The organism is Actinomadura rifamycini DSM 43936, assembly GCF_000425065.1.
GTDB lineage: Bacteria > Actinomycetota > Actinomycetes > Streptosporangiales > Streptosporangiaceae > Spirillospora > Spirillospora rifamycini.
Genome location: NZ_AULB01000010.1, coordinates 271,145 through 295,317, shown reverse-complemented (window position 1 = coordinate 295,317; position 24,173 = coordinate 271,145). Strand labels below are relative to the sequence as shown.

Here is a 24,173-nt window from a genome sequence, read left to right as displayed (position 1 = left end):
CTAGGCCGCGGGCGATGCCTGCAGGTCCGTCGGCCGGTGCGGTGCGATGACTCCCCCGTCGGGCAGCAGCTCACCGGTGTCCTCGAAGAGCACGACGCCGTTGCACAGCAGGCTCCACCCCTGCTCGGGGTGGGCGGCCAGCGTGCGGGCGGCGTCGCGGTCGGGCGCGTCGTGCGAGGGACAGGGCGGCTGGTGCGGGCACATGGCGTGCCTCCGGTCTCAACTACTGGTCGGTGGACTTTCCTTAATTGACGCACCCCAGTGTGGAACGGTTCGCCCTTGCCGCCTATAGCCCGTTGGGACGATTGTCCTCTGGTACCGGGGCAGGGGCATTTTGTGACCCGCCTCACCCTGAGGTGCCGTGCATAGCGTCCCCCGCGCTCGATAACGGATGAAGAACGACACGCCGAAGATCGGCAAACGTTTCAAAAGGTCCGTCGCCCGTCACCGGCCCGCCCGGTTCCGGCCACCGGATGCGAACGTTTCAGCCGGAGGCGGCCTCCGCGCGCCCTACGATGTCCCCCGGGGAGCGGGCCGAAGGAGGGGGGAGGCCGGGTATGCGCGTCGCGCTGTTCGTCGCGTGCTACGACGACGCGTGGTTCCCCGGCACGGGGAAGGCCGCGACGGTGCTGCTCGAGCGGCTCGGGCACGAGGTCGTCCACCCGCCGGGGCAGACCTGCTGCGGGCAGTTCCACTGGACGACCGGGTACCGGCGGGAGGCCGCCGGCCTCGCCCGCGCCTTCACCCGGGTCTTCGCCGGCGCGGACGCGGTCGTCGCGCCGTCGGCCTCGTGCGCGGCCGCCGTCCGGGACGCCTACCCCCGGATCGCGCGGACCGTCCGCGACCCGGGCCTGGCGGACGCCGCGGAAGCCCTCGCCGTGTACGAGCTCACCGAGTTCCTGGTGGACGTCCTGGACGTCACCGACGTCGGCGCCTACTATCCGCACCGGGTCACCTACCACCCGACGTGCCAGTCCGCGCGGGCCCTCGGCGTCGCCGACCGCCCGGAGCGGCTGCTGCGCGCCGTGCGCGGCCTGGAACTGGTCGACCTGCCCGCCGCCGACGAGTGCTGCGGGTTCGGGGGCGCGTTCGCGATGAAGAACGCCGACGTGTCCGTCGCGATGGTCGCCGACAAGATCCGGCACATCCGCGACACCGGCGCCGACGTCGTGTGCGCCGTCGACAACTCCTGCCTCGCGCACATCGGCGGGGCGCTGTCGCGGCTGCGCGGCGGCGTCCGCGTCGCCCACCTGGCCGAGATCCTCGCCGGGACGGGGCCCGCGTGACGGCCCCCGGCACCGAGCCGCCGGACGCCCTGGCGTCGGCGATCGCGCACGGCGCGCCCGCCGCTCCCGCGGCCGGGGCGCGGGCGTCGCGGTTCGCCGACGCGGCGCGGCCCGCGCTCGCCGACACCCGGCTGCGGCGCAACCTGGGCGCGGCGGTCGCCGCCGGCCGCGCCCGCGCCGCCGCGGCCGCCGCCGAGCCCGCCGACTGGGAGGCCCTGCGCGACGCCGGCCGCGCCCTGCGGGACGCGGCGCTCCTCGACCTCGACACGCACCTGGAACGCCTCGAACGCGCCGTCACCGAGGCGGGTGGCACGGTCCACTGGGCCGTGGACGCCGCCGAGGCCCGCCGGATCGTCACCGGGCTGGTGCGGGAGACGGGCGCCCGCGAGGTCCTGCAGGCCCCGTCGGCGACCGTCCGGGAGGCGGGCCTGCCCGACGCGCTCGCCCGCGCGGGCGTCACCGTCCGCGCGACCGGCCTCGGCGACCTGATCGTCCGGCTGGGGGAGGAGGCTCCGGCGCACCTGGCCTCCCCGGCGCTGCACCGCGACCGCGCGCAGGTGCGGGAGCTGTTCCTGCGGGCGCTGCCGGGCGTCCCGCCGGAGCTGTCCGACGACCCGGCGGCCCTCGCCGGCGCCGCCCGCACGCACCTGCGCGACCGGTTCGCCGGCGCCCGCGCCGCCGTCACCGGCGCGGCGTTCCTCGCCGCCGACACCGGGACGGCCGTGCTCGTCGAGTCGGGCGGCGAGGGGCGGATGTGCGTCACCCTCCCCGACACGCTGATCACCGTCGCGGGCATCGACAAGGTCGTCCCGTCCTGGACCGACCTCGAGGTGCTGCTGCAGCTCCTGCCGCGCGCCTCGGCGGGCGACCGCATGACCCCGTACGTGTCGGCGTGGACGGGCGTGCACCCGGGCGACGGGCCCCGCGCGTTCCACCTCGTCCTGCTCGACAACGGGCGCACCGGCGCGCTCGCCGACGAGGTCGGCCGGGCGGCGCTGCGCTGCATCCGCTGCGCGGCGTGCCTGGACGTGTGCCCCGTCTACGAGCGGACCGGGGGCGGCCCGTACGGGCCGGTGTACCCGGGGCCCGTCGGCGCGATGCTCACCCCGCAGCTGCGCGGCGTCGAGAGCGCCGCGAACGCGTCGCTGCCCTTCGCGTCCACGCTCTGCGGCGCCTGCACCGACGTGTGCCCCGTGAAGATCGACATCCCGGAGGTCCTGGTGCACCTGCGCGGCGCGGTCGTGGAGTCGCGCCGCGCCCGTCCCGTCCCCACGCCGGAGCTGGTGCTGATGCGGGGCCTGGCCTGGACGATGGCGGACCCCCGCCGCCACCGCCTCGCGGTCCGCCGCGGCACCCGGTGGGCGCGGCTGCTGTCGCGCGGCGGCCGCATCCGGCGGCTGCCCGGGCTGCTCGGCAAGTGGACCGAGGCCCGCGACGTGCCGGCGCCGCCCGCGCAGAGCTTCCGCGACTGGTGGGCGCGCCGGTGAGCGCCCGCGACGAGATCCTGCGGCGGGGCCGCGACGCCCTCGGCGGGGAGCGCGGCACCGCCCCGCCGGTGCCGCGCGGCTACGACCGGCGGCTCACCGGGGAGGAGGCCGCGTCCCGCGCGGACGTCCTCGCGCTGTTCACCGAGCGGGTCGCCGAGAACCGCGCCGCGGTCCGGCACGTCGCCGCCGACGACGTCGGCACCGCCGTCGCCGCCGCGCTGTGGGGGCGGGAGGCGAAGCAGATCGTCGTCCCGGCCGACCTGCCGTTCGGGTGGCTGGCCGAACTGGAGGGGGTGCGGGCGCTGGCCGACGCGCCCGCCCTGGACGCCGAGGCGCTCGCGGCGGCCGACGGCGTCGTGACGGGCTGCGCGGCGGCCGTCGCGCGGACCGGGACGGTCGTGCTGGACGGCGGCCGCGCGCAGGGGCGGCGCGCGCTGACCCTCGTGCCCGACTACCACCTGTGCGTCGTTCACGCCGACCAGATCGCCGGGACGGTCCCGGAGGTCGTCGCGCGGCTCGACCCGGCGCGCCCGCTGACCTGGATCAGCGGCCCGTCGGCCACCCGCGACGTCGAGTCGGTGCGGGTGCCGGGGCCGCACGGCCCCCGCCACCTGGAGATCCTCGTCGTCGAGGACTGAACCGGCGGCCGGGACCCCCGCGGACCCCTACCGGACGCCCGCCAGGACGACGCCGAGTCCCGCGTCGAAGCGGGCGTCCCAGTCCACCGCGCGGTCGGCGCCGTCCTCGGCGGTGCCGCGCACCTCGAGCGCGGCGTGCCCGATGACGTAGCCGAGCAGGGTGTGCGCGGTGACGGCGGCGGCGTCCTCGGCGGTGCCGCCGAGCCGCAGCGCCTCCCGCAGGGACGCGACGGTCGCGGTCAGCGCGGCGGGATTGCGGCGCGTGACGACCAGGGGCAGGACGCCGGCGTGCTCGAGCAGCCGGGCGCGGTAGTCGCGCGCCCAGCCGCGCAGGACGTCCCCGGCGCGCCCGTCCGGGACGTCCGCCGAGACGGGCGCGGCGGCGACGTGGGCGACGAGGCCGTCGAGGAGCTGCTCCTTGCCGCGGGGGAGGTGGTGGTAGATCGCCATCGCCTCCACCTCCAGCGCGTCGCCGAGGCGGCGCATGGTGAGGCGGCCGAGCCCCTGCCCGTCGACGATGTGCAGGGCGGCCTCGATGATGCGCTCGATGGACAGCGGCGCGCGGTTCCGCGCGTTGATCGCAGGTTGCCGGACCATGGCCAGACCTTACTGCGTAAAGGCCCGGCCCGGCGGCGAAACGCCGCAGGGCGCGCCTAAAGTCGGGCGATCATGTCCGCCCCGGGGCCGTCCCCCTGTCGTGCCGGCCTCGGCCACCGCCCTGACCTTACTGCGTAAAGGACCGAACTTCGGTGTCCCCCGTCACAACGGGCCCGCCACCCGCGTACGCTTGCCTCGATCGGACGGGCCGGATCGGCGGGACCGGACGGCCGGACCGATCCAGAAGACCGTGAGCTTGAGGGAGAGCACCATGCCGCTGGGCCGCCGGGTCAGCAAGGACGTCGCGGAGTTGCACGAGGCCGACCGGGAGTTGGCCGCCGGGTACACCGAGCGGCTCGCCGCGGCCAACGAGGCGGAGCGGGCGCTGCGCGAGGCGCAGGGCGGCGCGGTCCCGCCGGAGGAGCTGCGGGAGCTGACCGTCGCGTTCGACCGGGCGCTGACCGAGGCGCTCACCGCCGCGGAGGCCGCCGAGCGCGCCGCGATGGGCCCGAAGGTGTACGCGCCCGACCCGCAGGACGCCAAGGCCCAGCGCGCCGCCGAGATCGCGGCGCGGAAGGCGAAGGCGACGCCGTCCGTCCGCCCGTGGACCGACGAGGTCGACCGGCTCCGCACGGCGCGCGAGGCGCACCGGCTGGGCTTCCGCACGCAGCCGACCGCCGCGGTCTGACGGGCACGGGTCTGACGGGCACGGGTCTGACGGGCACGGGCCTGACGGGTACGGCCTGACGGTCGAGATTTTCACGGTCGCGGTCGGCCCGCGTCCGGAGGCGCCCGCCCCGGGGGAGGGGCGGGCGACGGGGCCCGGACGTGGGGCGACACAGCGTCACCGGGTGGCACCGGCCACCGAACTTTGAGAGTCTGCCCTCTCGGGGAGCACCGGGGCGACCCGCCCGCCGCCGCGCGTTCGCGGGCGGGAGGACGTCCCGGTGGAGAGGGCACAGGTGCTCTGGACGCGGGGGGAAGTCACGTGGAGCGCACGCCGCCGGACCGGTGCCGCGTACTCGAGTCCTACCAGGACGGGGTGCGGGCGATCCGGGAGCTGGCGGGCCGGGCCGGCGACTGGGACGTCCCGACGCCGTGCTCGGACTGGCAGCTGATCGACCTCGCCGGCCATCTGCGGTGCGTCGCCGAGAACTTCCTGGAGTACCTGCAGGACGCGCCGGACAGCCGGCTCGCGAAGCTGTTCGCCCAGGAGGCCGCGACGGCCGTGCTGATCCGGCAGCAGGCGCGGCAGAACGCGGCCGAGCTGGCGGTGCTGCCGCCCGACTCGGGCCCCGACCGGATCATGGCGTTCGGTGTGTCGGCGGGCGCGTACGCCGACCTGATGCCCGACATGTGGGACCGCACCCACCTGATCTACCGGGGCACCAAGTACACCGTGGGCGACCATGCGGGCGCCGCGTGCGTGGAGTGGCACCTGCACGCGTGGGACATGGCCCGGGCCCTCGGCACCGACTACCGGCCGCGCGATCCCGACCTGCTCGTGTCGGCGTGGCACTGGGGCGTCCCGCACCTGCCGCTGGCCTCGGGCGAGGGGTGGGAGGCGGTGCTGCGCGCGTCGGGCCGCTCGCCGCGCTGGCCGGAGCCCGACGCCGTCCCGGACGGACGCACCGGCGGGACGCCCGGGGCCGCGGCGGCGCGGGCGCGGACGGGCCGGCAGGCGCCGGGCCGGGCGCGGCGCGTCCGCTCGCCCCGCGGGCCCGGCTCCGGGTGAGCCGCCCTCACAGCCCCCTGGGCGGGGTTGTGCGGAGTATGTAGCAGCGCGTGCACGCGCCGCGCCGTCCGGTGTAATCCGCCGTTCCTACCGTCCTTCGGGTGTCCACGAGACGTCTGGAGGGACCGAGCATGACGGCGGTGACCGACGAGGCCGCCGCGCGGCCGGAGGCGGCGCGGCGGGGCGGCCGGTGGATCGATCACTGGGATCCCGAGGACGAGGAGTTCTGGGAGCGCACGGGACGGCGGGTCGCCACCCGCAACCTGGTGTTCTCGATCTTCACCGAGCACCTCGGGTTCTGCGTCTGGCTGCTGTGGAGCATCGCCGTCCTGCACCTGGCGGACAACGGCACGGCGCTGTCGGTGGGGCAGACCCTCTGGCTGACGACGCTGCCGAACCTGGTGGGCGCGCTGCTGCGGATCCCGTACACGTTCGGCCCGGCGAGGTTCGGCGGGCGCAACTGGACGGTCGTCAGCGGGTTGCTGCTGCTGATCCCGTGCGGCCTGTTCGTGTTCGCGATCGCCAATCCCGGGCTGCCGTTCTGGGCGCTGCTGCTGATCGCCGCGACGACCGGGCTCGGCGGCGGCAACTTCGCCTCCTCGATGTCGAACATCGCGCACTTCTACCCGACGGCGAAGCAGGGGCTGCCGCTGGGGCTGAACGCGGCGGGCGGCAACGTGGGGGTGAGCGTCACGCAGCTGACGATGCCGCCGCTGATCGTCGCCTTCGGCCTCATCGCGGTCGGCTGGGTGTGGATGCCGCTGATCCTGGCGGCGGCCGCCGGGGCCTACCTCTTCATGGACAACCTGGCGGGGGCGAGCCGGTCCTACACGATGGCGGAGATGGGGCGGATCGCCGCCCGGCCGCACACGGTCGTCATGGCGGTGCTGTACATCGCGACGTTCGGCTCTTTCATCGGGTACTCGTTCTCGTTCGGCGTGCTGATCGGGAACCAGTTCCCCGAGGTCGACGCGTCCAACTACATCTGGATCGGCGCCCTGGTCGGGTCGGCGGCGCGGCCCCTCGGCGGCTGGATGGCCGACCGGTTCGGCGGGACGGCCGTCACGTTCTGGAACTTCCTGGGGATGGGGCTGGGCGTCGTCGCGGTCTGGGCCGGCGTGAACACGGGGTCGTGGGGGCTGTTCCTCGGCGCGTTCCTGTGGGTGTTCGCCTCCACCGGCATCGGGAACGGCTCGACCTACAAGATGATCCCGTCGATCTTCCGGACGCGGGCGGCGGCGCGCACCGCCGCGGCCGGCCGGGAGGCCCGGGACCGGGCGCTGGCGGCGGCGCGGCGGGAGGCGGCCGCGGCGATCGGGCTCATCTCCGCCGTGGGCGCGCTCGGCGGCGCGCTCATCCAGCAGACCTTCCGGATCTCGGTGGAGCGGACCGGGGGCATCGCCCCGGCGCTGGTCGCGCTCGCGGTGTTCTACGGCCTGTGCCTGGTGCTGACCTGGGCCGTGTACATGCGCCGGGTGCGGCTCGGGGACCGGCACATGAGCCTGGCGGAGGCCGGGGTGTGACCCGGCCGGGGCCGCGCGCGGCCCGTTGAGAGCCCGCCGGGGGCCGCCGCCAGGGGTGGGGGGCGGCCCCCGGCGCTTCGGCGGGTACGGGCGTCGTTCGCGGGTAGGGGGACGTCACGCCACGCGACGGAGGAAGGGGAACGGCAATGGCGGTCTGCGAGGTCTGCGGGAACGACTACGACATGTCCTTCGAGGTCCACGCGCAGGGGCAGGTGCACACGTTCGACTCGTTCGAGTGCGCCGTGAGCCGGATGGCGCCGGTGTGCGAGAACTGCGAGTGCCGCATCATGGGGCACGGCGTCGACGTGGACGGGCACTGGTACTGCTGCGCCCACTGCGCGCGGGTCGCCGACCCGGAGCGCGGCAGGCAGATCAAGGACGCCGTTCCGGCCTGAGGCCGGAGCGGCGGTCAGCGGCGGCCGAGGGCGGGGGTGCCGAACGGCTGCTCGATGCCGTCCTCGAGGTAGACGGCGCGGCCCTCGGCCATGGCGCGCAGCGCGGGCGCCATCCGGCGGGCGACGTGCGGCGGGGCCAGCTCGGGGATCTTCTCCGGCGCGACCAGGACGTGGTCGGACAGCTCGTCGGGCGGCAGCCGGATCGCGTCGGCCTCCGTGCCGGTGATGGAGCCGCCGAAGACGAAGACGTTGACCGAGTCGACGCCGTCCGCGCGGGGCGAGCCCCAGTCGACGCAGGCCAGGCCGTCCAGGCGCGGGACGAGGCCGAGTTCCTCCTCGCATTCGCGCAGGCAGGCCGACAGGGGGGACTCGTCCGCCTCGATGACGCCGCCGGGGAGGAACCAGCCCTCGCTGTAGGTCGGCTTGACCAGCAGGACCCGCCCGAGGTCGTCCAGGAGCAGGGCCGCCGCGGCGCCGCGGGAGCGCGGCAGTGAGGCGTAGTAGGCAAGGTCGGGCATGTACCGAGGTTAGGCGCGATCTTGGTGGGGCGGCAGGACGGGGTCGGCGGCCGGGGCCGCATCGTTCCGGGGCGCCGCGGGGTCACCGCGAATCCGTTCGGTAATCGGGTGAAAGGCGACGAAACGGCCATGACAGCGTTCGACAACGCTTGACACGAGATCGTCAGAATCCGCCATCGCCGCGCCTCCGGTCGGCGCCGAACGGCCGCCGTGCGCACTGCGTGAATGCCTTTTAACACGGCGGTCATCTGCGGGAATCGGCCGCGAAACGGCCCACGGGCACGCTCGCCGACATGATCGGGACACCCACGCACTGCCCGTACTGCGCCCTGCAGTGCGGCATGACCCTCCGCCTCGCGGCCCCCGGAGCGCCGCCCGCCTCGCCGCCCGTCGAGGTGACGCCGCGCGACGACGTCCCCGCCAACCAGGGCGGGCTGTGCCGCAAGGGCTGGACGTCGGCGGAGCTGCTCACCGTCCCGGACCGGCTCACGGCGCCGCTGATGCGCGCGGGACGGGACGCGCCGCTGGAGCCGTGCACGTGGGACGAGGCGCTCGACCGCGTCGCGGGGGAGCTGCGCGGGCTGCGGGCCGCGCACGGGCCGGACGCCGTCGCGGTGTTCGGCGGCGGGTCCCTGACGAACGAGAAGGCGTACACGCTCGGGAAGTTCGCCCGGGTCGCGCTCGGCACCTCGCAGATCGACTACAACGGGCGGTTCTGCATGTCGTCGGCCGCGGCGGCGGGCGGGCGCGCGTTCGGGATGGACCGCGGGCTGCCCGGTCCGGTCACCGACCTCGCCGAGTCCGGCGCGGTCCTGCTGGCCGGCGGGAACGTCGCCGAGACCATGCCGCCGTTCATGCGGCACCTCACCGCGATGCGCGACCGCGGCGGCGCCCTCGTCGTGGTCGATCCGCGCCGCAGCGCCACCGCCCGGCAGGCCGACCTGCACCTGCAGCCGCTCCCGGGCACCGACCTGGCGCTCGCCAACGGGCTGCTGCACCTGGTCCTCGCCGAGAACCTCGCCGACCACGCCTACATCGCGGCCCGCACCACCGGGTTCGACGCCGTCCGCACGGCCGTCAACTCCTACTGGCCGGACCGCGTCGAGCGGATCACCGGCGTGCCCGTCCCGGAGATGCGCGAGGCCGTCCGGCTCCTGGCGGGCGCCGAGCGCGCGCACGTCCTCACCGGGCGGGGCGCCGAGCAGCACGCCCACGGCACCGACACCGTCACCGCGTTCATCAACCTCGCGCTGGCGCTCGGGCTGCCGGGCCGCGCCGGGTCGGGGTACGGATGCCTCACCGGGCAGGGCAACGGGCAGGGCGGCCGCGAGCACGGGCAGAAGGCCGACCAGCTCCCCGGCTACCGGCGCATCGACGACCCCGCCGCGCGGGAGCACGTCGCGCGGGTGTGGGGCGTCGATCCCGACTCCCTGCCCGGCCCCGGACGGTCCGCGCACGAGCTGCTGTCGGCGCTCGGCGGGCCCGCCGGCCCGCGCGCGCTGCTGCTGTTCGGCTCGAACCCGGTGGTGTCGGCCCCGGACGCCGCGGCCGTCGAGGAGCGCCTCGCCGCGCTCGACCTGCTGGTGGTCGCCGACTTCGTCCCGTCGGAGACGGCCGCGCGCGCCGACGTGGTGCTCCCGGCGGCGCAGTGGGCCGAGGAGTCCGGGACGATGACGAACCTGGAGGGCCGGGTGCTGCGCCGCAGGCGGGCGCTCGCCCCGCCGGAGGGCGTCCGCACCGACCTGGCCGTCCTGGCGGACCTGGCGCGGCGGCTGGACGCCCCGGGGGACTGGCCGGACGACCCGGCGGAGGTGTTCGCCGAGCTGCGCCGCGCGAGCGCGGGCGGCCCCGCCGACTACTCCGGCATCGACTACGGGCGGATCGAGCGGGAGGGCGGCGTCTTCTGGCCGTGCCCGTCGCCGGACCACCCCGGCACCCCCCGCCCGTTCCTGGACCGGTTCCCGACGCCCGACGGGCGCGCCCGGTTCGTCCCGGTCGGGCACCGGGGCCCCGAGGAGGAGGTCGACGCCGACTACCCCGTGTACCTCACGACCGGGCGGGTCCTGGCGCACTACCAGTCGGGCGCGCAGACCCGGCGCGTCCCGGCGCTGGCCGAGGCCGAGCCGGGCCCGTTCGTCGAACTGCACCCCGACCTGGCCGGACGCCTGGGCGTCGAGGACGGCGACGCGGTGCGGGTCCGCAGCCGCCGCGGCGCGGCGCTCGCGACCGCGCGGCTCACCGAGGCGGTCCGCGCCGACACGGTGTTCATGCCGTTCCACTGGGCGGGGGAGGGGCGCGCGAACCTGCTCACCAACCCGGCCCTCGACCCGGTGTCCAGGATGCCCGAGTTCAAGGTGTGCGCGGTGCGGCTGGAGCCCGCCGCCCGCCCGGCCCCCGTGAGCGTCTTTTAACACGCCGGTGACAGAAGGGACCCAATCGCGAAACCGCCCCTGCCGAGGATCGAAGCGATCACGAGCCAGGAAGTGATCGAGAGCCAGGAGGTTGCCGCACGATGAGCACGACCGAAGCGACCCTCGCACCCGAGGCCCGCGCTCCCCAGTCCGCCCGCACGGCACAGAACGGTACGTCGCACCACGGATCGTCGCACAACGGTACGTCGCACAACGGGTCGTCGCAGCACGCGGCGGCGCAGACCCGAACGGAACGGCGGTGGGTCGACGTGTGCGCCTACGCCGACATCATCCCGGAGCGCGGCGTCTGCGCGATGGTCGGCGGGACGCAGGTGGCGGTGTTCCGCACCTTCGACGGCGACCTGCACGCGCTGTCGAACCTGGACCCGTTCAGCGGCGCGCACGTGCTGTCGCGCGGCATCCTCGGGACCCGCGACGGCGTCCCCACCGTGGCCTCGCCGATGTACAAGCAGGTCTTCGACCTGCGCACCGGCGTCTGCCTGGACGACCCGCGGGTGGCGCTGCCCGCGTACGGCGTCCGGCGCGCGGGCGGCCGGGTGGAGGTGGCGGTCCCCGATGAGCACCGTCGGTGACGCGCTGGCCGGGTTCGCCGTCGGGGTGACCGCGGCCCGCCGCCAGGAGGAGCTCGCGACGCTGCTGGAGCGGCGCGGGGCCCGGGTGGTGCTCGCGCCGGCGATCCGGCTGGTCCCGCTCGCCGACGACACGGCGCTGCTGGAGGCGACCCGCGCGTGCCTGGCCGCGCCGCTCGACCACGTCGTCGTCACCACCGGGATCGGGTTCCGCGCGTGGCTGGAGACCGCCGACGGGTGGGGGATGCGCGACGAGCTCGTCGCCCGCCTCGGCGGCGCCGCCCTCCTGACGCGCGGCCCGAAGGCGCGCGGCGCCGTCCGGTCGGCGGGCCTGCGGGAGCGGTGGTCGCCCGAGTCGGAGGGGACGGCCGAGGTCCTGCGGCACCTGCTGGCGGAGGACCTGGCGGGCTCCCGCGTCGCCGTCCAGCTGTACGGGGAGCCGCAGCCCGAGCTGACCGGCGCGCTGCGGGCCGCCGGGGCCGAGGTCGTCGAGGTCCCGGTGTACCGGTGGGCTCCCGCCGACGACCCGACCCCGCTGCACCGGCTCGTCGGGCAGGCCGTCGCCGGGACGGTCGACGCGATCACCTTCACCAGCGCCCCGGCGGTCGCCGCGACGCTGGCCGCGGCCGCCGCGGACGGGCTCGCCGAGCCGCTGCTGGAGGCCATGCGCGGGCCGCTGGTCGCGGCGTGCGTCGGCCCGGTCACGGCGGCGGAGCTGACCGCCCGCGGCGTCCCGACCGTCCAGCCCGAGCGCGCCCGGCTCGGCGCGCTCGTGCGGACCCTGGCCGCGGACCTGCCCCGCCGGCGGGCGCGCCGGCTGCGGGTCCGCGGGCTGGCGCTGGAGCTGCGCGGCCACGCGGTCGTCCTGGACGGGCAGCTGCGCCCGATCGCGCCCGCGCCGATGGCGATCCTGCGGGCGCTCGCGCGGCGCCCCGGGCACGTGGTGTCGCGGGCGGAGCTGTCCGGGGCGCTGCCCGGACGGCCGCTCCGCGCCGCCGACGCCTCGGGGGCGGGCGGCGCGGCCGGCGTCCCCGGTTTCGGCGGCGCGGGCGTCCTGGCCCGCCCGCAGGCGGACGAGCACGCCGTGGAGATGGCGGTGGCGCGGCTCCGCCGCGGCCTGGGCCGTCCCGGCATCGTGGAGACGGTGGTCAAGCGCGGCTACCGGCTCGCCTGCGACCCCCGCCAGAGCGCCTCGGTGCCCGCGGGCTGAGCGGCCCGCGAACGCCCGTCCTCCGCTCCGTCCCGCCAGAGGTCCCGTCTCGCTCCCCGCCTTCGGTCCGCCACGTCGCGGAAAAGCTCTCGTCGGCGGGGACGGTGGGCGATACTGACGTCACGGAAAGCATTCGCTCGGATGCTCATGGTGACGGAGGTCGGGTGGACGACAAGAAGGTTCTTCGTGGCGGCGCCGTGCTGGCGGCCGCGCTGCTCGTGGCGGGGGCGGCTCCGGCGGCGGCCGCGGGCCCGGCCCCGCGGCCGGCGGCGGGCGCCCAGAGCGCCGACGCGGCGGCGGGCGTACGGATCTCGCGGTTCCTCGGCGAGCGGCGGCTGCCGCACAAGATGCAGGTCGAGGGGACGACCGTCGGCGGTATCTCGGGCATGGACCGCGACCCCCGCACCGGCACCTGGTACTTCATCTCCGACGACCGGTGGCGCTACGACCCGGCGCGCTTCTACACCGGGCGCGTCGACATCGACCCGCGCACCGGCGCGTTCTCCGGCGTGCGGATCAGCGGCGTCCGCACGCTGAAGCGGCCCGACGGCAGCCCTTACCCCGGATTCGGCGAGCCCGGGTCGGTCGACCCGGAGGCGATCCGGTTCGACCCGCGCGGGAACCGGCTGCTGTGGGGCAACGAGGGCGACCGCCCCGACGCCGCCCACCCCGGCATCGCGCTGTCGCCCCTGTCGGTCCAGTGGGCGGGGCCGGACGGGGGGCACCGCGGCGCCCTCCCGCTCCCGGCGAACCTCGAGCAGACCACCGAGGACCGCGGGCCGCGCCGCAACTACGGCTTCGAGGCCGTCGCCGTCGCGCCGCACCGCCTCGCCGCGATGGCCGAGGGCCCGCGCTACGAGGACGGCGCCCCGCCGACCGTCGAGCGGGGCGCGGCCGTCCGGCTGACCCTGTGGAACCGCGGCGGCGGCCTGCTCGCCCAGCACGCCTACCGGGTGGAGCCGCTCCCGGCCGCGCCGGTGCCGGCGGACGGGCACGCCGACAGCGGCGTCTCGGAGATCCTCGCGATCGACGACCACCGCTACCTGGCGCTGGAGCGCTCCTGGATGGAGGGCGTCGGCTACCGCGTGCGGCTGTACGCGTTCGACGTCCGGGGCGCCACCGACGTCCTGCGGCGCGACCGGCTCGGCGACGCCCCGTACCGGCCGGTGGCCAAGCGGCTGGTCGCCGACCTCGGCCGGTACGCCGACCCGGCGCAGAACCTCGAGGCGATGGCGTGGGGGCCGCGCCTGCGGACGGGGGAGCGGACGCTGCTGATCGGCTCCGACGACAACTTCGACGACCGCGAGGTGACGCAGTTCCTGGCGTTCGCCGTGCGGGGGCGCTGAACCGCCCGCTCGCCGGCCCGCGAACGCGGAGGGCCCGCCGGACACCGTGGTCCGGCGGGCCCTCCGTCCGTCGCGGCGGCGCTCAGACGGCGAAGTCGAGCAGCGGCCGGGCGTTGCTGGGGTGCCGCAGCTTGGACAGCGACTCCTTCTCCAGCTGCCGGATCCGCTCCCGGGTCAGCCCGAGCGCGCGGCCGATCTCGTCGAGGGTCCGCGGCGTCCCGTCGTACAGCCCGAACCGCATCGCCATGATCTTGGCCTCGCGCGGCGACAGGATGTCGAGGGTGCGGCGCAGCTGGTCGGCCATGAGCTGCCGGTCCACCAGCTCGGACGCCTCGGGGCTGTCGGTGTCCTCGATGAGGTCGCCGATGCGGGTCTCGCCGTCCTCGCCGATGGTGGAGTCCAGGCTGATCGGCTGGCGGCTGGTGCGCAGCAGCTCGCGGACCTGCTCGGGGCTCTTGTCGAGCTCGACGGCCAGTTCCTCGGGGGTGGGCTCGCGGCCCAGCCGCTGGTGCATGTCGCGCTCGACGCGGCTCAGCTTGCTGAGCATCTCCAGCACGTGCACCGGCAGCCGGATGGTGCGGGCCGAGTCGGCGAAGCCGCGCTGGATGGCCTGGCGGATCCACCACATGGCGTAGGTGGAGAACTTGTAGCCCTTGGAGTAGTCGAACTTCTCCACGGCGCGGATCAGCCCGAGGTTGCCCTCCTGGACGACGTCCAGCAGGGACAGGCCGCGGTCGGAGTACTTCTTGGCGACCGACACCACGAGCCGGAGGTTGGCCTCCAGCATGTGGGCCTTGGCGCGGCGGCCGTCGGCGGCGACCCACTCGAGGTCGGCGCGCAGCGCCGGGCTCAGCTCCTCGGTCTCGAGCTTGTGCTCGGCGTACAGCCCGGCCTCGATCCGCTTGGCGAGGTCGACCTCCTGCTCGGCGGTCAGCAGCTGCCTGCGGCCGATCGCCTTCAGGTAGGTGTGGACCGAGTCGCCCATCGCGGTCGACTGGTCGTCCAGGTCGGCCGGGGTGTCGGCGGCCTCGACCTCGGTGACGTCGAACGCCTCGTCGGCGGTGCCGTCGCCGTCGCGGGCGGCCTTGCCTCCGCCCGCTTTGGCGCCGGTCTTGGCGCCGGTCTTGGCGCCGGTCTTGGCGGTGGCCTTCGGGCGCGCCCGTCCGGCGGTGGTCTTCTTGGCGGTGTGCTTGCGGGCGGGGGAGGGGACGTCGGCTCCGGCGGGGTGGTCGGCCGGGTGCTCGGCGGCGCGGTCCTCGGCGCGGGCGGCCGCCGGGACGGCGGCCTTGCGCCCGGCGTCGGTGTCGCCGGCGAGGCTGATGCCGGCCTCGGAGAGCTCGCGCAGGATCGAGCGGCCCTGGGCGGGGCTGATGCCGGCCGATTCGAAGGCCCCCCGGACCTCGTCGAGCGACAGGCGCCCTTGGGCGCGGCCACGCTTCAGGAGGTCGTCGAGTGCCGGGCTCGTCGCCCCTGTGAGCGGGGTCTCTGCGGCGGTTCGCGGCATGGGGACGCCCCCCTCCCTTCGGTGGTGTGAATGCGGCGCGGATTGTCGTTCGCTGGTGGCGCGCGCATCTATCGGAACGTCGCGGGACCGGGTCCTTGTTCCCGGCGCCCCGGATCGGCGCCCTCGCCGCGGAGCGGGAGGGTGCCCCGGACAGGATTTCGTGCCCGGTGCGGGCCGTCTCACACCGGCGGCCCGCCCGCCCCGTACCTTACTAGGTAAAGGCAACGGGTGGTGCGACTTCCGTCATTCCGAGCGTTTCGGCCGCAATGGTCGACCATAACGCGCGACGACGCGTTCGCGCAGCTCAGGATCGTCCCGGGGGACCGGCTCGAGGAACACCTCGTCGATCTCGGCGTGCGCCTCCCGCAGCTCGCGCGCCATCCGGACGCACGCGCGCTCGAGCTCGGCGGAGGCGATCGCGTCGCGGAAGTCCAGCCGCGCGCACACCAGCACCCGGTCCGCGCCGACCGTCATCGTGACGATGTCGACGAGCCACTCCACCTCGGGGGCCGCGGTGAGCCGGGCGCGGACGTCGGCGACCAGCCGCGGATCCGCCTGGTTGCCGATCAGCAGGTCGAGGTTGATGCGGCCGAGGACGGGCGCGACGGCGGTCAGCAGCACGCCGATCAGCACCGAGCCGACGCCGTCCCAGACGGCCGAGCCGGTGAGGTGGTGCAGGCCGAGGCCGCCGAACGCCAGCAGCAGGCCGATCAGCGCGGCCGAGTCCTCCAGCAGGACGCTGATCGCGGGCGGGTCGTCGGTGCGGCGCATGTACGCGGCGACCGGCAGGCCCGCGCCGCGGGCGGCGGCGCGGACCTGCCGGAGGGCCTGCTGCCAGGACACGGCCTCGAGCACGAAGGAGACGCCGAGGACGGCGTACCCGACGAGCGGGTCGGCCTCCTCGGCGGTGTGCCCGGTAAGCGTCTGCACGCCCTGGTATAACGCGAACAGCGCGCCCATCCCGAAGATCGCGACGGCGACCAGGAGCGTCCAGATGTAGCGCTCCATGCCGTAGCCGAGGGGGTGGCGCCGGTCGGCGGGACGGCCGCTGCGGCGCAGCCCCGCCATCAGCAGGACCTCGTTGAAGGTGTCGGCGACCGAGTGCGCGGCCTCGGCGGCCAGCGACGCCGATCCGGTGAGCAGCGCCGCGACGATCTTGGCGACGGCGATGCCGAGGTTGGCCAGGAACGCCAGCGCGACGGTCGGCCCGCTCTCCCCGGCCTTCCCCGGGTCCCGATGATCGGCCATGCCGGTCGTCATCCCCCGGCGCCCGGGGCCCATGCCCCCGGGGACGCCCGCCCTGGAGCCCGACGCTCAGGGGGCGTGGGCTCCCGCGTCGCGGAGGCGGGCGCGGTCGGGCTTGCCGGACGGCAGCAGCGGGATCCGCTCGCGCAACTCGAGCTCGTGCGGCGCCGCGTGGGCGGGCATCGTCGCGCGGACGAACGCGCGCAGCTCGTCCAGCGAGGGCGGCGCGCCCGGGGCGGGGACGGCGACGGCGGTGACGCGCTCGCCCCACTCGGGGTCGGGGCGCCCGACGACCACGACGTCGCGGATCTTCGGGTGGCGGGCCAGCGCGGCGGCGACCTCGCCGGCGACGACCTTCTCGCCGCCGGTGTTGATGACGTCGTCGACGCGGCCGCGGACGCGCAGCCGCCCGGCCGGGTCGAACGCGCCGAGATCGCCGGTGACGAACCAGTCGCCGTCGCGGGCGGCGGCGGTCAGGTCGGGCCGCAGCCGGTAGCCGGTGAACAGCGACGGCCCGGCGAGGCGGATGCGGCCGTCGGCGGTGAGCCCGGCGCGGACGCCGTCCAGGGGCGTGCCGTCGTAAACGCAGCCGCCGCAGGTCTCGCTCATCCCGTAGGTGGTGAACACGCGGGCGCCGCGGTCGCGGGCGGCGGCGAGCAGGCCGGGCGGGGCGGCGGCGCCGCCGAGCACGATGGCGCCGAGCTTGCCCAGGTCGGCGCCGGCGTCGGCGAGGCGGCGCAGCTGGGTGGGGACGAGCGCGACGTGCGCGCCGGGCGGGGCGGCCGCGGCGAGGTCGAGGGGGTCGAACCTCGGCATGATGACCGGTTCGGTGCCGGCGACGAGGGCGCGGACCAGGACCTGGACGCCGGCGATGTGGCTGGTGGGCAGGCAGCACAGCCAGCGGTCGCCGGGCGCGGCGCCGATGCGGGCGAGGGTGCCGGCGGCGGAGTGGCGCAGGGCGGCGGCGGACAGCTCGGTGAACTTGGGGGTGCCGGTGGAGCCGGAGGTGGCGATGAGGACGGCGGTGCCGTCGGCGACGGGCTCGCCGCGGCCCGCGTGCGGCGCGACGCCGTCGGCGGTCTCGACGGCGTGCGGGGCGAGGGCGTCCAGCATGGCGGCGAGGGCCGGCGCGGGCAGGCCGGGGGGCAGGGGGCAGATCGCGGGGCCGGTGCCGTCGAGGGCGGCGGTGAGCGCGGCGAACAGGCGGGGGCCGGGCGGGAGAACGACGGCGTGCAGGCGGCGGTCCATGATCTCATCAGGGTAGACGACCCCGCTGAACGCGTTCGAATCGGCGGCCGGTTGAATGGGGGCGCCCCCGACGGAGAGGTGGATAGAGGACACATGGTCTCGGAGCTGTTCGACGCGGACGCCTGGCGTGAGGTCGAGGGATTCGACTTCACCGACATCACCTACCACCGGGCGGTGGAGCACGGGACGGTGCGGGTGGCGTTCAACCGGCCGGAGGTGCGCAACGCGTTCCGCCCGCACACGGTGGACGAGCTGTACCGGGCGCTGGACCACGCGCGGATGTCGAGCGACGTGGGGTGCGTGCTGCTGACGGGGAACGGGCCGTCCCCGCGGGACGGCGGGTGGGCGTTCTGCTCGGGCGGCGACCAGCGGATCCGCGGGAAGGACGGCTACAAGTACGCCGAGGGCGAGACCTCGGACACGATCGACCCGGCGCGGGCGGGGCGGCTGCACATCCTGGAGGTGCAGCGGCTGATCCGCATGATGGGCAAGGTCGTGATCTGCGTGGTGCCGGGGTGGGCCGCGGGCGGCGGGCACAGCCTGCACGTGGTGTGCGACCTGACGCTCGCGAGCCGGGAGCACGCGCGGTTCAAGCAGACGGACGCGGACGTGGCCAGCTTCGACGGCGGGTTCGGTTCGGCGTACCTGGCGCGGCAGGTCGGGCAGAAGTTCGCGCGGGAGATCTTCTTCCTGGGCGACGAGTACGACGCGGAGGCCGCGCACCGGATGGGGATGGTGAACGCGGTCGTCCCGCACGCGGAGCTGGAGGCGACGGCGCTGGAGTGGGCGCGGAAGGTCAACGGCAAGAGCCCGACGGCGCAGCGGATGCTGAAGTTCGCGTTCAACCTGATCGACGACGGTCTGGTGGGGCAGCAGGTGTTCGCCGGTGAGGCGACGCGGCTGGCGTACGGGACGGACGAGGCGGCCGAAGGGCGGGACTCGTTCCTGGAGAAGCGCGACCCCGACTGGTCGCGCTTCCCGTGGTACTACTAAACGGTCGTACGGACGGCGTGGTCTGCAATAGCGTGATTCGGCGGACAGTCTGGGGGTTCAGCGGGTGCGGGTCTACTCCATCCCGATGCGGGCGCGGTTCCGCGGCATCACGCGCCGGGAGGGCGCCCTGATCCAGGGGCCGGCCGGGTGGGGGGAGTTCTCGCCGTTCGCCGAGTACGGCCCGGCCGAGTCCGCCCGCTGGCTGGCGGCGGCGCGGGAGGCCGCGGAGCGGGGCTGGCCCGCGCCGGTGCGCGACCGGGTGCCGGTGAACGCGACGATCCCCGCGGTGGACGCCGAGCGGGCGCACGCGATGGCGTCCGCGGCGGCCGGGTCGGGGTGCCGGACCGCGAAGGTGAAGGTGGCCGAGCGCGGGCAGGGCGACGCCGACGACCTCGAGCGGGTCGAGGCCGTCCGGTCCGCGCTGGGGCCGGACGGGCGGATCCGGGTGGACGCCAACGGCGGCTGGGACGTGGAGCACGCGGCCCGGATGATCCGGTCGCTGGACCGGTGGGAGCTGGAGTACGCCGAGCAGCCGTGCGCGACGCTGGAGGAGCTGGCGGAGGTGCGGCGGCGGGTGGACGTGCCGATCGCGGCGGACGAGTCGATCCGGCGGGCGGAGGATCCGCTGAAGGTGCGGGCGGCGGGCGCCGCGGACGTGGCGGTGCTGAAGGTGCAGCCGCTCGGCGGGGTCCGGGCGGCGCTGCGGGTCGCGGAGGCGTGCGGGCTGCCGGTGGTGGTGTCGAGCGCGGTGGAGACGTCGGTGGGGCTGGCCGCGGGCGTGGCGCTGGCGGCGGCGCTGCCGGAGCTGCCGTACGCGTGCGGGCTGGGCACGCTGTCGCTGCTGGAGGGGGACGTGGTGGACGATCCGCTGCGGCCGTCCGGCGGGGCGATCGCGGTGCGGCGCCCGGTGGTGGACGAGGCGGCGCTGGCCCGGTTCGAGGCGCCCGCGGACGGGTGGCGGCGGCGGGCCGAGGAGGCCGGGGCCCTGCTGGGGGGTGGGGCGTGAATCCGGCGACCGCGCTGGCGACCGTCCTGGTGGACGAGCTGCTGCGCTGCGGGATGACCGACGCGGTGCTGGCGCCGGGGTCGCGGTCGGCGCCGCTGGCGCTGGCGATGCACGCGGCGGAGAAGGCGGGCCGGCTGCGGCTGCACGTGCGGATCGACGAGCGGTCGGCGTCGTTCCTCGGGCTGGGGCTGGCGAAGCGGTCGGGCCGTCCGGTGGCGCTGGTGTGCACGTCGGGGACGGCGGCGGCGAACTTCCATCCGGCGGTGATCGAGGCGCACCAGTCGGGCGTGCCGCTGATCGTGATCACCGCGGACCGTCCGCCGGAGCTGCGGGACACGGGCGCGAACCAGACGATCGACCAGGTGAAGCTGTACGGGACGGCGGTGCGGTGGAGCACCGAGATCGGTGCGCCGGAGAACCGCCCGGGGATGGTGGCGTACTGGCGTTCGCTGGTGAGCCGGGCGTGGGGGCTGGCGCAGGCGCCGGTCCGGGGGCCGGTGCATCTGAACGCGGCGTTCCGGGAGCCGCTGGTCCCGGACGGGGACGGGTCGTGGTGCGAGCCGCTGGACGGCGACGGGCCGGGCGCGTGGACGAAGGTGCGGGCGGCGACGCCGGGTTCGGTGCTGCACGTGCCGCCGACGCGGCGCGGGGTGCTGGTCGTCGGGGACGGCGCGGTGAACGTCAAGCGGTACGTGGCGGCGGCGTCGATGGCGGGCTGGCCGGTGCTGTCGGAGCCGAACGGCAACGCGCGGTACGGGGACCACGCGCTGACGTCGTACCACTTCCTGCTGGGGATTCCGGAGTTCGCGGAGCGGCACCGCCCGGAGGTGGTGGTGACGCTGGGCAAGCCGGGGCTGTCGCGGCCGCTGCTGTCGCTGCTGCGGCGCGCCGATGAGCACATCGTGCTAGCGCCCGATCTGGCGCACTGGCCGGATCCGGTGCGGTCGGCGACGCAGGTGGCGCCGGAGGTGGAGATCCCGGTGGTGTCGGGCGACGACGCGTGGTTGAGGTCGTGGCGGGCCGCCGACCGGGCGGCGGCCGCGGCGGTGGACGCGGTGCTGGACGCGGTCCCGGAGGTCAGTGAGCCGCGGCTGGCGCGGGATCTGGTGGCGGCGCTGCCGGGCGGGTCGCTGCTGTTCGCGGCGGCGAGCATGCCGATCCGGGACCTGGACCAGGTGATGCGGCCGCGGCGGGGGATCCGGGTGATGGCGAGCCGGGGCGCGTCGGGCATCGACGGGCTGATCTCGACGGCGATGGGGACGGCGCTGGCGCACGCGGGCCGCTCGTACGCGCTGCTGGGCGATCTGGCGTTCCTGCACGACCAGAACGGGCTGGTGGTGGGGCCGCACGATCCGCGGCCGGATCTGGCGATCGTGGTGGTGAACAACCAGGGCGGGGGGATCTTCTCGCTGCTGCCGCAGGCGGCGCTGCAGGATCCGTTCGAGCGGGTGTTCGGGACGCCGCACCGGGTGGACGTGGAGTCGATCGCCGCGGCGCACGGCGTCCCGTACCGGCGGCTGGAGGCGGCCGCGGACCTGCCGAAGGCGATCACGGGGGACGGGCTGCGGATCGTGGAGGCCCGCACGGACCGGGACGCGAACGCGGTGCTGCACGGGCAGATGCGCAAGGCGGCGTACGCGGCGGTCCGCGAGGTCCTCGAACTGTAGGGGCGTCCGCGCCCGGCGGTGCGGCTTGCCGGGGGGCGGGGCGGGCAGGATGCCGGGGTGGACACCTCGATCGTGCTTTTCACGCGGGATCTGCGCGTCCGGGACAATCCGGCGCTGGTGCACGCGTGCCGGGCGGCGCGCGTGGTGCCGCTGTTCGTGCTCGACGACGCGATTCTGGGCGGGCGGTCCGCCGCGCCCAACCGGGTCCGGTTCCTGCTGGACGCGCTGCGCTGCCTGCGGGGGTCGCTGCGGGAGCTGGGCGGGGACCTGGTGGTGCGGCGCGGGGACCCGGTCGCGCATGTGGCGGAGCTGGCGGAGCGGACGGGCGCGGGTGCGGTGGCGCTGGCCGAGGACCGGTCGGCGTTCGCGATGCGGCGGCTGGCCGCGCTGCGGGGGCTGCCGCTGGAGGTGTCGGTCCATCCGGGTGTGACGGTCGTGCCGCCGGGCGGCGTGGCGCCCGCGAGCGGCGACCACTACCGGGTGTTCACGCCGTACCGGCGGGCCTGGGAGCGGGCGCCGCGCCGCCCCGTCGCGCCCGTCCCGGAGGCGGTGCGGGTGGCGCCGGGCGTCGATGCGGGGCCGCTGCCGCCGCTGGACGCGCTGACGTCCGGGCCCTTCTCCCCGGACGTGCCCGAGGGCGGGGAGCGGGCGGGCCGCGGCCGCCTGGAGGCGTGGCTGCGCCGCGACGCCGCGGTGTACGACGACGTCCGCGACGATCTGGCGGCCGACCGCACGTCCCGGCTGAGCCCGTACCTGCGGTTCGGGTGCGTGTCGCCGCTGGAGCTGGAGCACGCGGCGGGGGAGGGGTTCCGGCGGCAGCTCGCGTGGCGGGACTTCCACCACCAGGTCGCCGCCGCGTTCCCCGAGCTGCCGCGCCGCGACTACCGTCCGCGCGGGCACCGGTGGAACCGCGACCGGGACGCGCTGGACGCGTGGCGGGAGGGGACGACCGGGGTGCCGATCGTCGACGCGGGGATGCGGCAGCTGCGCCGCGAGGGGTTCATGCACAACCGCGCCCGCATGATCACCGCGTCGTTCCTCACCCGGAACCTGCGGGTCGACTGGCGGGAGGGCCTGGCGCACTTCGACGCCTGGCTGCTCGACGGGGACGTCGCCGACGACGCGGGGAACTGGCAGTGGGTCGCGGGGACGGGCAACGACACGCGGCCGAACCGGACGCTGAGCCCGCTGCGGCAGGCGTCCAGGTTCGACCCCGACGGCGACTACGTCCGCGCGTACGTGCCGGAGCTGGCGCCGGTCGCGGGCGGGGACGTCCACCGTCCGTGGCGGCTGCCGGAGGAGCGGCGCCGGGCCCTGGGCTACCCGCCGCCCATCGTCGACCTGGAGTGAGGCGGGGCCGCCGGCCGGGGGCCGCTAGCATCGGATCGCTCCCCTCCCCGGTTGGTGATCTTGTCTGGAACGTTGTCGGCGGCGCGCCGTGTGATCGCGGTCGTGGTCTGCGTGCAGCTGTCCGCCGCGCTCGGCTACTGGGCGGTGATGAGCCATCTGGTCGCGCACCTGCGCGACGACGTGGGGCTCGTCGCCGGGACGATCGCGCTGGTGCTCGGGCTGCGCGTGGCCGTTCAGTACGCGCTGTTCCTGCCGCTCGGGGCGCTGGTCGACCGGCTCGGGGCCCGGCGGGCCGGGATGCTGGCGGGCGTGCTTCGGGCGGCGGCGCTCCTGCTGCTGGGGGCGGTCGGCGACGTCCGGGTCCTGTTCGCCGCGGCGCTGCTGCTGGCCGTCGGCGGAGCGCTGCTGCATCCCGCGGTGCAGGCGCTGCTGGCGGGGCTTCCGCCGGAGCGCCGGCCGCGGGGCTTCGCGCTGAACGTGGTGTCGGGCCAGGTCGCCGCGGTCGCGGGGCCGCCGGCCGGGCTGCTGCTGCTCGGCGGCGGGTTCGCGTTCGTGACGGCGGTGGCCGCGGCGGCGTGGGTAGTCGCGGCCGTGCTGTTCGCCCTGCTGGAGCGTGACCGTCCGGTCGTGCGGCCCGGCGGGGGCCGTGCGCCCGCCCGTTCGCTCGTGCGCGGCGTCGCGGAGGTCGTCGGCGATCGTGCGTTCGTGCGGTTCTGCGTCGTCGCCGCGCCCACCACGCTGCTCGCCACCCAGGCGGTGACCGTGGTCCCGCTGAGCGTCGCCGGTTCCGGTCCGGCCACGCTGTTCTTCTGCGCGTCGGCCGCCGTCACCGCGGGCGTCCAGCCGTTCGTGGCCGGACGGGCCGGACGTCCGTGGGTGCTGCGCGGCGGACTGTTCTGCGCGGGCGCGAGCTACCTGTTCCTGGCCGCGCTGCCCGTCGCAGGGGAGTGGCGGACGGCGGTGCTGGTGGCGGCGGCCGCCCTCACCGGCCTCGGCACCGGCCTGGTGGACCCGGGGGCGTTCCAGACGATCGTCCGCCGCGCCCCGGAGGGCCGGGTCGGCTCCTACAACGGCCTGCTCCGGTTCATGGCGGGAGTGGTCGCGTTCGCGGGCGGCCTGGCGGTGGGGGAGGCGTTCGACGCGGGCGCCGCCACCGCCGCGATGGGGGGACTGGCGGCGCTGGGCTTCCTGTCCGCCGCCGTGCTCCGGCCTCCTCGCGCCCCGCAGGGGGAGGGGATCGGACGGGCGGAGCCGGCGGCCCCCGAGGCGGTGCCGTCGTCTCCCGAACGACGCTGACCCGAGGCCGGCGTCGCTCTCCGGTATGAGAAGGCACGACAGAAAATCAAGCCTTCAACTTACTATGTAAAGGCCCGGGCCGTGTCAGATCTACAAATAAACCCAAAACCACAAGCCTTCTACGACGG

The 24,173-nt window shown here is 75.9% G+C and carries 22 protein-coding genes; 16 read left to right on the top strand and 6 right to left on the bottom strand.

The window, feature by feature from the left end; all coding sequences use genetic code 11:
* On the bottom strand, positions 1–204 hold the full coding sequence (locus H505_RS0110065) for a DUF5999 family protein (protein WP_026401870.1): 204 nt from the start codon (positions 202–204) through the stop codon (positions 1–3).
* Positions 205–557: 353 nt separating this feature from the next.
* Between H505_RS0110065 and H505_RS0110060 the strand changes: the two genes are divergently transcribed.
* From H505_RS0110060 to H505_RS0110050, 3 genes are read left to right on the top strand one after another with little or no spacing between them, the layout of a single operon-like run.
* Positions 558–1,286, top strand: a complete 729-nt coding sequence (locus H505_RS0110060; protein ID WP_026401869.1) for a (Fe-S)-binding protein — start codon at positions 558–560, stop codon at positions 1,284–1,286.
* Complete coding sequence (locus tag H505_RS41030) at positions 1,283–2,773, top strand: lactate utilization protein B (RefSeq protein ID WP_341849560.1); 1,491 nt, start codon at positions 1,283–1,285, stop codon at positions 2,771–2,773. Before H505_RS0110060 ends, H505_RS41030 begins: the two co-directional genes overlap by 4 nt.
* The gene (locus H505_RS0110050; RefSeq protein WP_084550081.1) at positions 2,770–3,411 is read left to right on the top strand and encodes a LutC/YkgG family protein; all 642 of its coding nucleotides are present in this window, start codon (positions 2,770–2,772) and stop codon (positions 3,409–3,411) included. Before H505_RS41030 ends, H505_RS0110050 begins: the two co-directional genes overlap by 4 nt.
* Positions 3,412–3,438: 27 nt before the next feature.
* On the opposite strand, the gene H505_RS0110045 is transcribed toward H505_RS0110050, so the two are convergent.
* Positions 3,439–4,008: a TetR/AcrR family transcriptional regulator gene (locus H505_RS0110045; protein ID WP_026401867.1), complete on the bottom strand. Its 570-nt coding sequence runs from the start codon at positions 4,006–4,008 to the stop codon at positions 3,439–3,441.
* A gap of 250 nt (positions 4,009–4,258) precedes the next feature.
* Here H505_RS0110045 and H505_RS0110040 point away from each other — a divergent pair, with 250 nt between their 5' ends.
* From H505_RS0110040 to H505_RS0110025, 4 genes are all read left to right on the top strand, one after another.
* Complete coding sequence (locus tag H505_RS0110040; RefSeq protein ID WP_233617482.1) at positions 4,259–4,696, top strand: plectin; 438 nt, start codon at positions 4,259–4,261, stop codon at positions 4,694–4,696.
* A 300-nt stretch (positions 4,697–4,996) separates the two neighbouring features.
* Positions 4,997–5,743 (top strand): maleylpyruvate isomerase N-terminal domain-containing protein, encoded by a 747-nt coding sequence (locus H505_RS41025; RefSeq protein WP_084550053.1) that lies wholly within the window; start codon positions 4,997–4,999, stop codon positions 5,741–5,743.
* Positions 5,744–5,844: 101 nt separating this feature from the next.
* Positions 5,845–7,266 carry an MFS transporter gene (locus H505_RS0110030; protein WP_341849559.1) on the top strand — a complete coding sequence of 474 codons (1,422 nt, stop codon included), beginning with the start codon at positions 5,845–5,847 and terminating at the stop codon, positions 7,264–7,266.
* Between the two features lie 146 nt (positions 7,267–7,412).
* Positions 7,413–7,661: a hypothetical protein gene (locus H505_RS0110025; RefSeq protein WP_026401864.1), complete on the top strand. Its 249-nt coding sequence runs from the start codon at positions 7,413–7,415 to the stop codon at positions 7,659–7,661.
* Positions 7,662–7,675: 14 nt separating this feature from the next.
* On the opposite strand, the gene H505_RS41020 is transcribed toward H505_RS0110025, so the two are convergent.
* Positions 7,676–8,179: an NUDIX domain-containing protein gene (locus H505_RS41020; RefSeq protein WP_034517329.1), complete on the bottom strand. Its 504-nt coding sequence runs from the start codon at positions 8,177–8,179 to the stop codon at positions 7,676–7,678.
* A gap of 293 nt (positions 8,180–8,472) precedes the next feature.
* Between H505_RS41020 and H505_RS0110015 the strand changes: the two genes are divergently transcribed.
* The 4 genes from H505_RS0110015 (at position 8,473) to H505_RS0110000 (ending at position 13,736) form a co-directional block, all read left to right on the top strand.
* The gene (locus H505_RS0110015) at positions 8,473–10,590 is read left to right on the top strand and encodes a molybdopterin oxidoreductase family protein (protein WP_034517327.1); all 2,118 of its coding nucleotides are present in this window, start codon (positions 8,473–8,475) and stop codon (positions 10,588–10,590) included.
* Positions 10,591–10,691: 101 nt separating this feature from the next.
* Positions 10,692–11,183, top strand: coding sequence for a nitrite reductase small subunit NirD (gene nirD / locus H505_RS41015; protein WP_084550051.1), 492 nt, complete (start codon positions 10,692–10,694; stop codon positions 11,181–11,183).
* Positions 11,167–12,390, top strand: a complete 1,224-nt coding sequence (locus tag H505_RS0110005) for a uroporphyrinogen-III synthase (protein ID WP_026401862.1) — start codon at positions 11,167–11,169, stop codon at positions 12,388–12,390. Before nirD ends, H505_RS0110005 begins: the two co-directional genes overlap by 17 nt.
* Before the next feature lie 164 nt (positions 12,391–12,554).
* Positions 12,555–13,736: an esterase-like activity of phytase family protein gene (locus H505_RS0110000; RefSeq protein WP_051300494.1), complete on the top strand. Its 1,182-nt coding sequence runs from the start codon at positions 12,555–12,557 to the stop codon at positions 13,734–13,736.
* 82 nt (positions 13,737–13,818) lie between these two features.
* Here H505_RS0110000 and H505_RS0109995 read toward each other — a convergent pair whose 3' ends face one another.
* The 3 genes from H505_RS0109995 to H505_RS0109985 all read right to left on the bottom strand — a co-directional run bounded on the left by H505_RS0109995 (position 13,819) and on the right by H505_RS0109985 (position 17,733).
* The gene (locus H505_RS0109995) at positions 13,819–15,240 is read right to left on the bottom strand and encodes an RNA polymerase sigma factor (protein WP_026401860.1); all 1,422 of its coding nucleotides are present in this window, start codon (positions 15,238–15,240) and stop codon (positions 13,819–13,821) included.
* 243 nt (positions 15,241–15,483) lie between these two features.
* Positions 15,484–16,488: a cation diffusion facilitator family transporter gene (locus H505_RS0109990; RefSeq protein ID WP_026401859.1), complete on the bottom strand. Its 1,005-nt coding sequence runs from the start codon at positions 16,486–16,488 to the stop codon at positions 15,484–15,486.
* A 66-nt stretch (positions 16,489–16,554) separates the two neighbouring features.
* A complete protein-coding gene (locus H505_RS0109985; RefSeq protein WP_211238437.1) occupies positions 16,555–17,733 on the bottom strand; it encodes an AMP-binding protein in 1,179 nt (392 codons plus the stop codon).
* 93 nt (positions 17,734–17,826) lie between these two features.
* On the opposite strand from H505_RS0109985, the gene H505_RS0109980 reads away from it, so the two are divergent.
* The 5 genes from H505_RS0109980 to H505_RS0109960 all read left to right on the top strand — a co-directional run bounded on the left by H505_RS0109980 (position 17,827) and on the right by H505_RS0109960 (position 24,045).
* Positions 17,827–18,726, top strand: coding sequence for a 1,4-dihydroxy-2-naphthoyl-CoA synthase (locus tag H505_RS0109980; RefSeq protein WP_026401857.1), 900 nt, complete (start codon positions 17,827–17,829; stop codon positions 18,724–18,726).
* An 85-nt stretch (positions 18,727–18,811) separates the two neighbouring features.
* Positions 18,812–19,732, top strand: a complete 921-nt coding sequence (locus tag H505_RS0109975) for an o-succinylbenzoate synthase (protein ID WP_233617486.1) — start codon at positions 18,812–18,814, stop codon at positions 19,730–19,732.
* Positions 19,729–21,399 carry a 2-succinyl-5-enolpyruvyl-6-hydroxy-3-cyclohexene-1-carboxylic-acid synthase gene (gene menD / locus H505_RS0109970; protein WP_026401855.1) on the top strand — a complete coding sequence of 557 codons (1,671 nt, stop codon included), beginning with the start codon at positions 19,729–19,731 and terminating at the stop codon, positions 21,397–21,399. Before H505_RS0109975 ends, menD begins: the two co-directional genes overlap by 4 nt.
* Positions 21,400–21,456: 57 nt before the next feature.
* Entirely contained in the window at positions 21,457–22,749 is a 1,293-nt protein-coding gene (locus H505_RS0109965; protein ID WP_026401854.1) for a cryptochrome/photolyase family protein, read from the top strand.
* 102 nt (positions 22,750–22,851) lie between these two features.
* Positions 22,852–24,045 (top strand): MFS transporter, encoded by a 1,194-nt coding sequence (locus tag H505_RS0109960; RefSeq protein ID WP_157432953.1) that lies wholly within the window; start codon positions 22,852–22,854, stop codon positions 24,043–24,045.
* The last annotated feature ends 128 nt before the right edge of the window (positions 24,046–24,173 follow it).

Coding starts and splice junctions, on each gene's coding strand:
- H505_RS0110065 (WP_026401870.1), bottom strand. CDS start 204: ATGTGCCCGCACCAGCCGCCCTGTCCCTCGCACGACGCGCCCGACCGC.
- H505_RS0110060 (WP_026401869.1), top strand. CDS start 558: ATGCGCGTCGCGCTGTTCGTCGCGTGCTACGACGACGCGTGGTTCCCC.
- H505_RS0110045 (WP_026401867.1), bottom strand. CDS start 4,008: ATGGTCCGGCAACCTGCGATCAACGCGCGGAACCGCGCGCCGCTGTCC.
- H505_RS0110025 (WP_026401864.1), top strand. CDS start 7,413: ATGGCGGTCTGCGAGGTCTGCGGGAACGACTACGACATGTCCTTCGAG.
- H505_RS41020 (WP_034517329.1), bottom strand. CDS start 8,179: ATGCCCGACCTTGCCTACTACGCCTCACTGCCGCGCTCCCGCGGCGCC.
- H505_RS0110015 (WP_034517327.1), top strand. CDS start 8,473: ATGATCGGGACACCCACGCACTGCCCGTACTGCGCCCTGCAGTGCGGC.
- nirD (WP_084550051.1), top strand. CDS start 10,692: ATGAGCACGACCGAAGCGACCCTCGCACCCGAGGCCCGCGCTCCCCAG.
- H505_RS0110005 (WP_026401862.1), top strand. CDS start 11,167: ATGAGCACCGTCGGTGACGCGCTGGCCGGGTTCGCCGTCGGGGTGACC.
- H505_RS0109995 (WP_026401860.1), bottom strand. CDS start 15,240: ATGCCGCGAACCGCCGCAGAGACCCCGCTCACAGGGGCGACGAGCCCG.
- H505_RS0109990 (WP_026401859.1), bottom strand. CDS start 16,488: ATGGCCGATCATCGGGACCCGGGGAAGGCCGGGGAGAGCGGGCCGACC.
- H505_RS0109985 (WP_211238437.1), bottom strand. CDS start 17,733: ATGGACCGCCGCCTGCACGCCGTCGTTCTCCCGCCCGGCCCCCGCCTG.
- H505_RS0109980 (WP_026401857.1), top strand. CDS start 17,827: ATGGTCTCGGAGCTGTTCGACGCGGACGCCTGGCGTGAGGTCGAGGGA.
- H505_RS0109975 (WP_233617486.1), top strand. CDS start 18,812: ATGCGGGCGCGGTTCCGCGGCATCACGCGCCGGGAGGGCGCCCTGATC.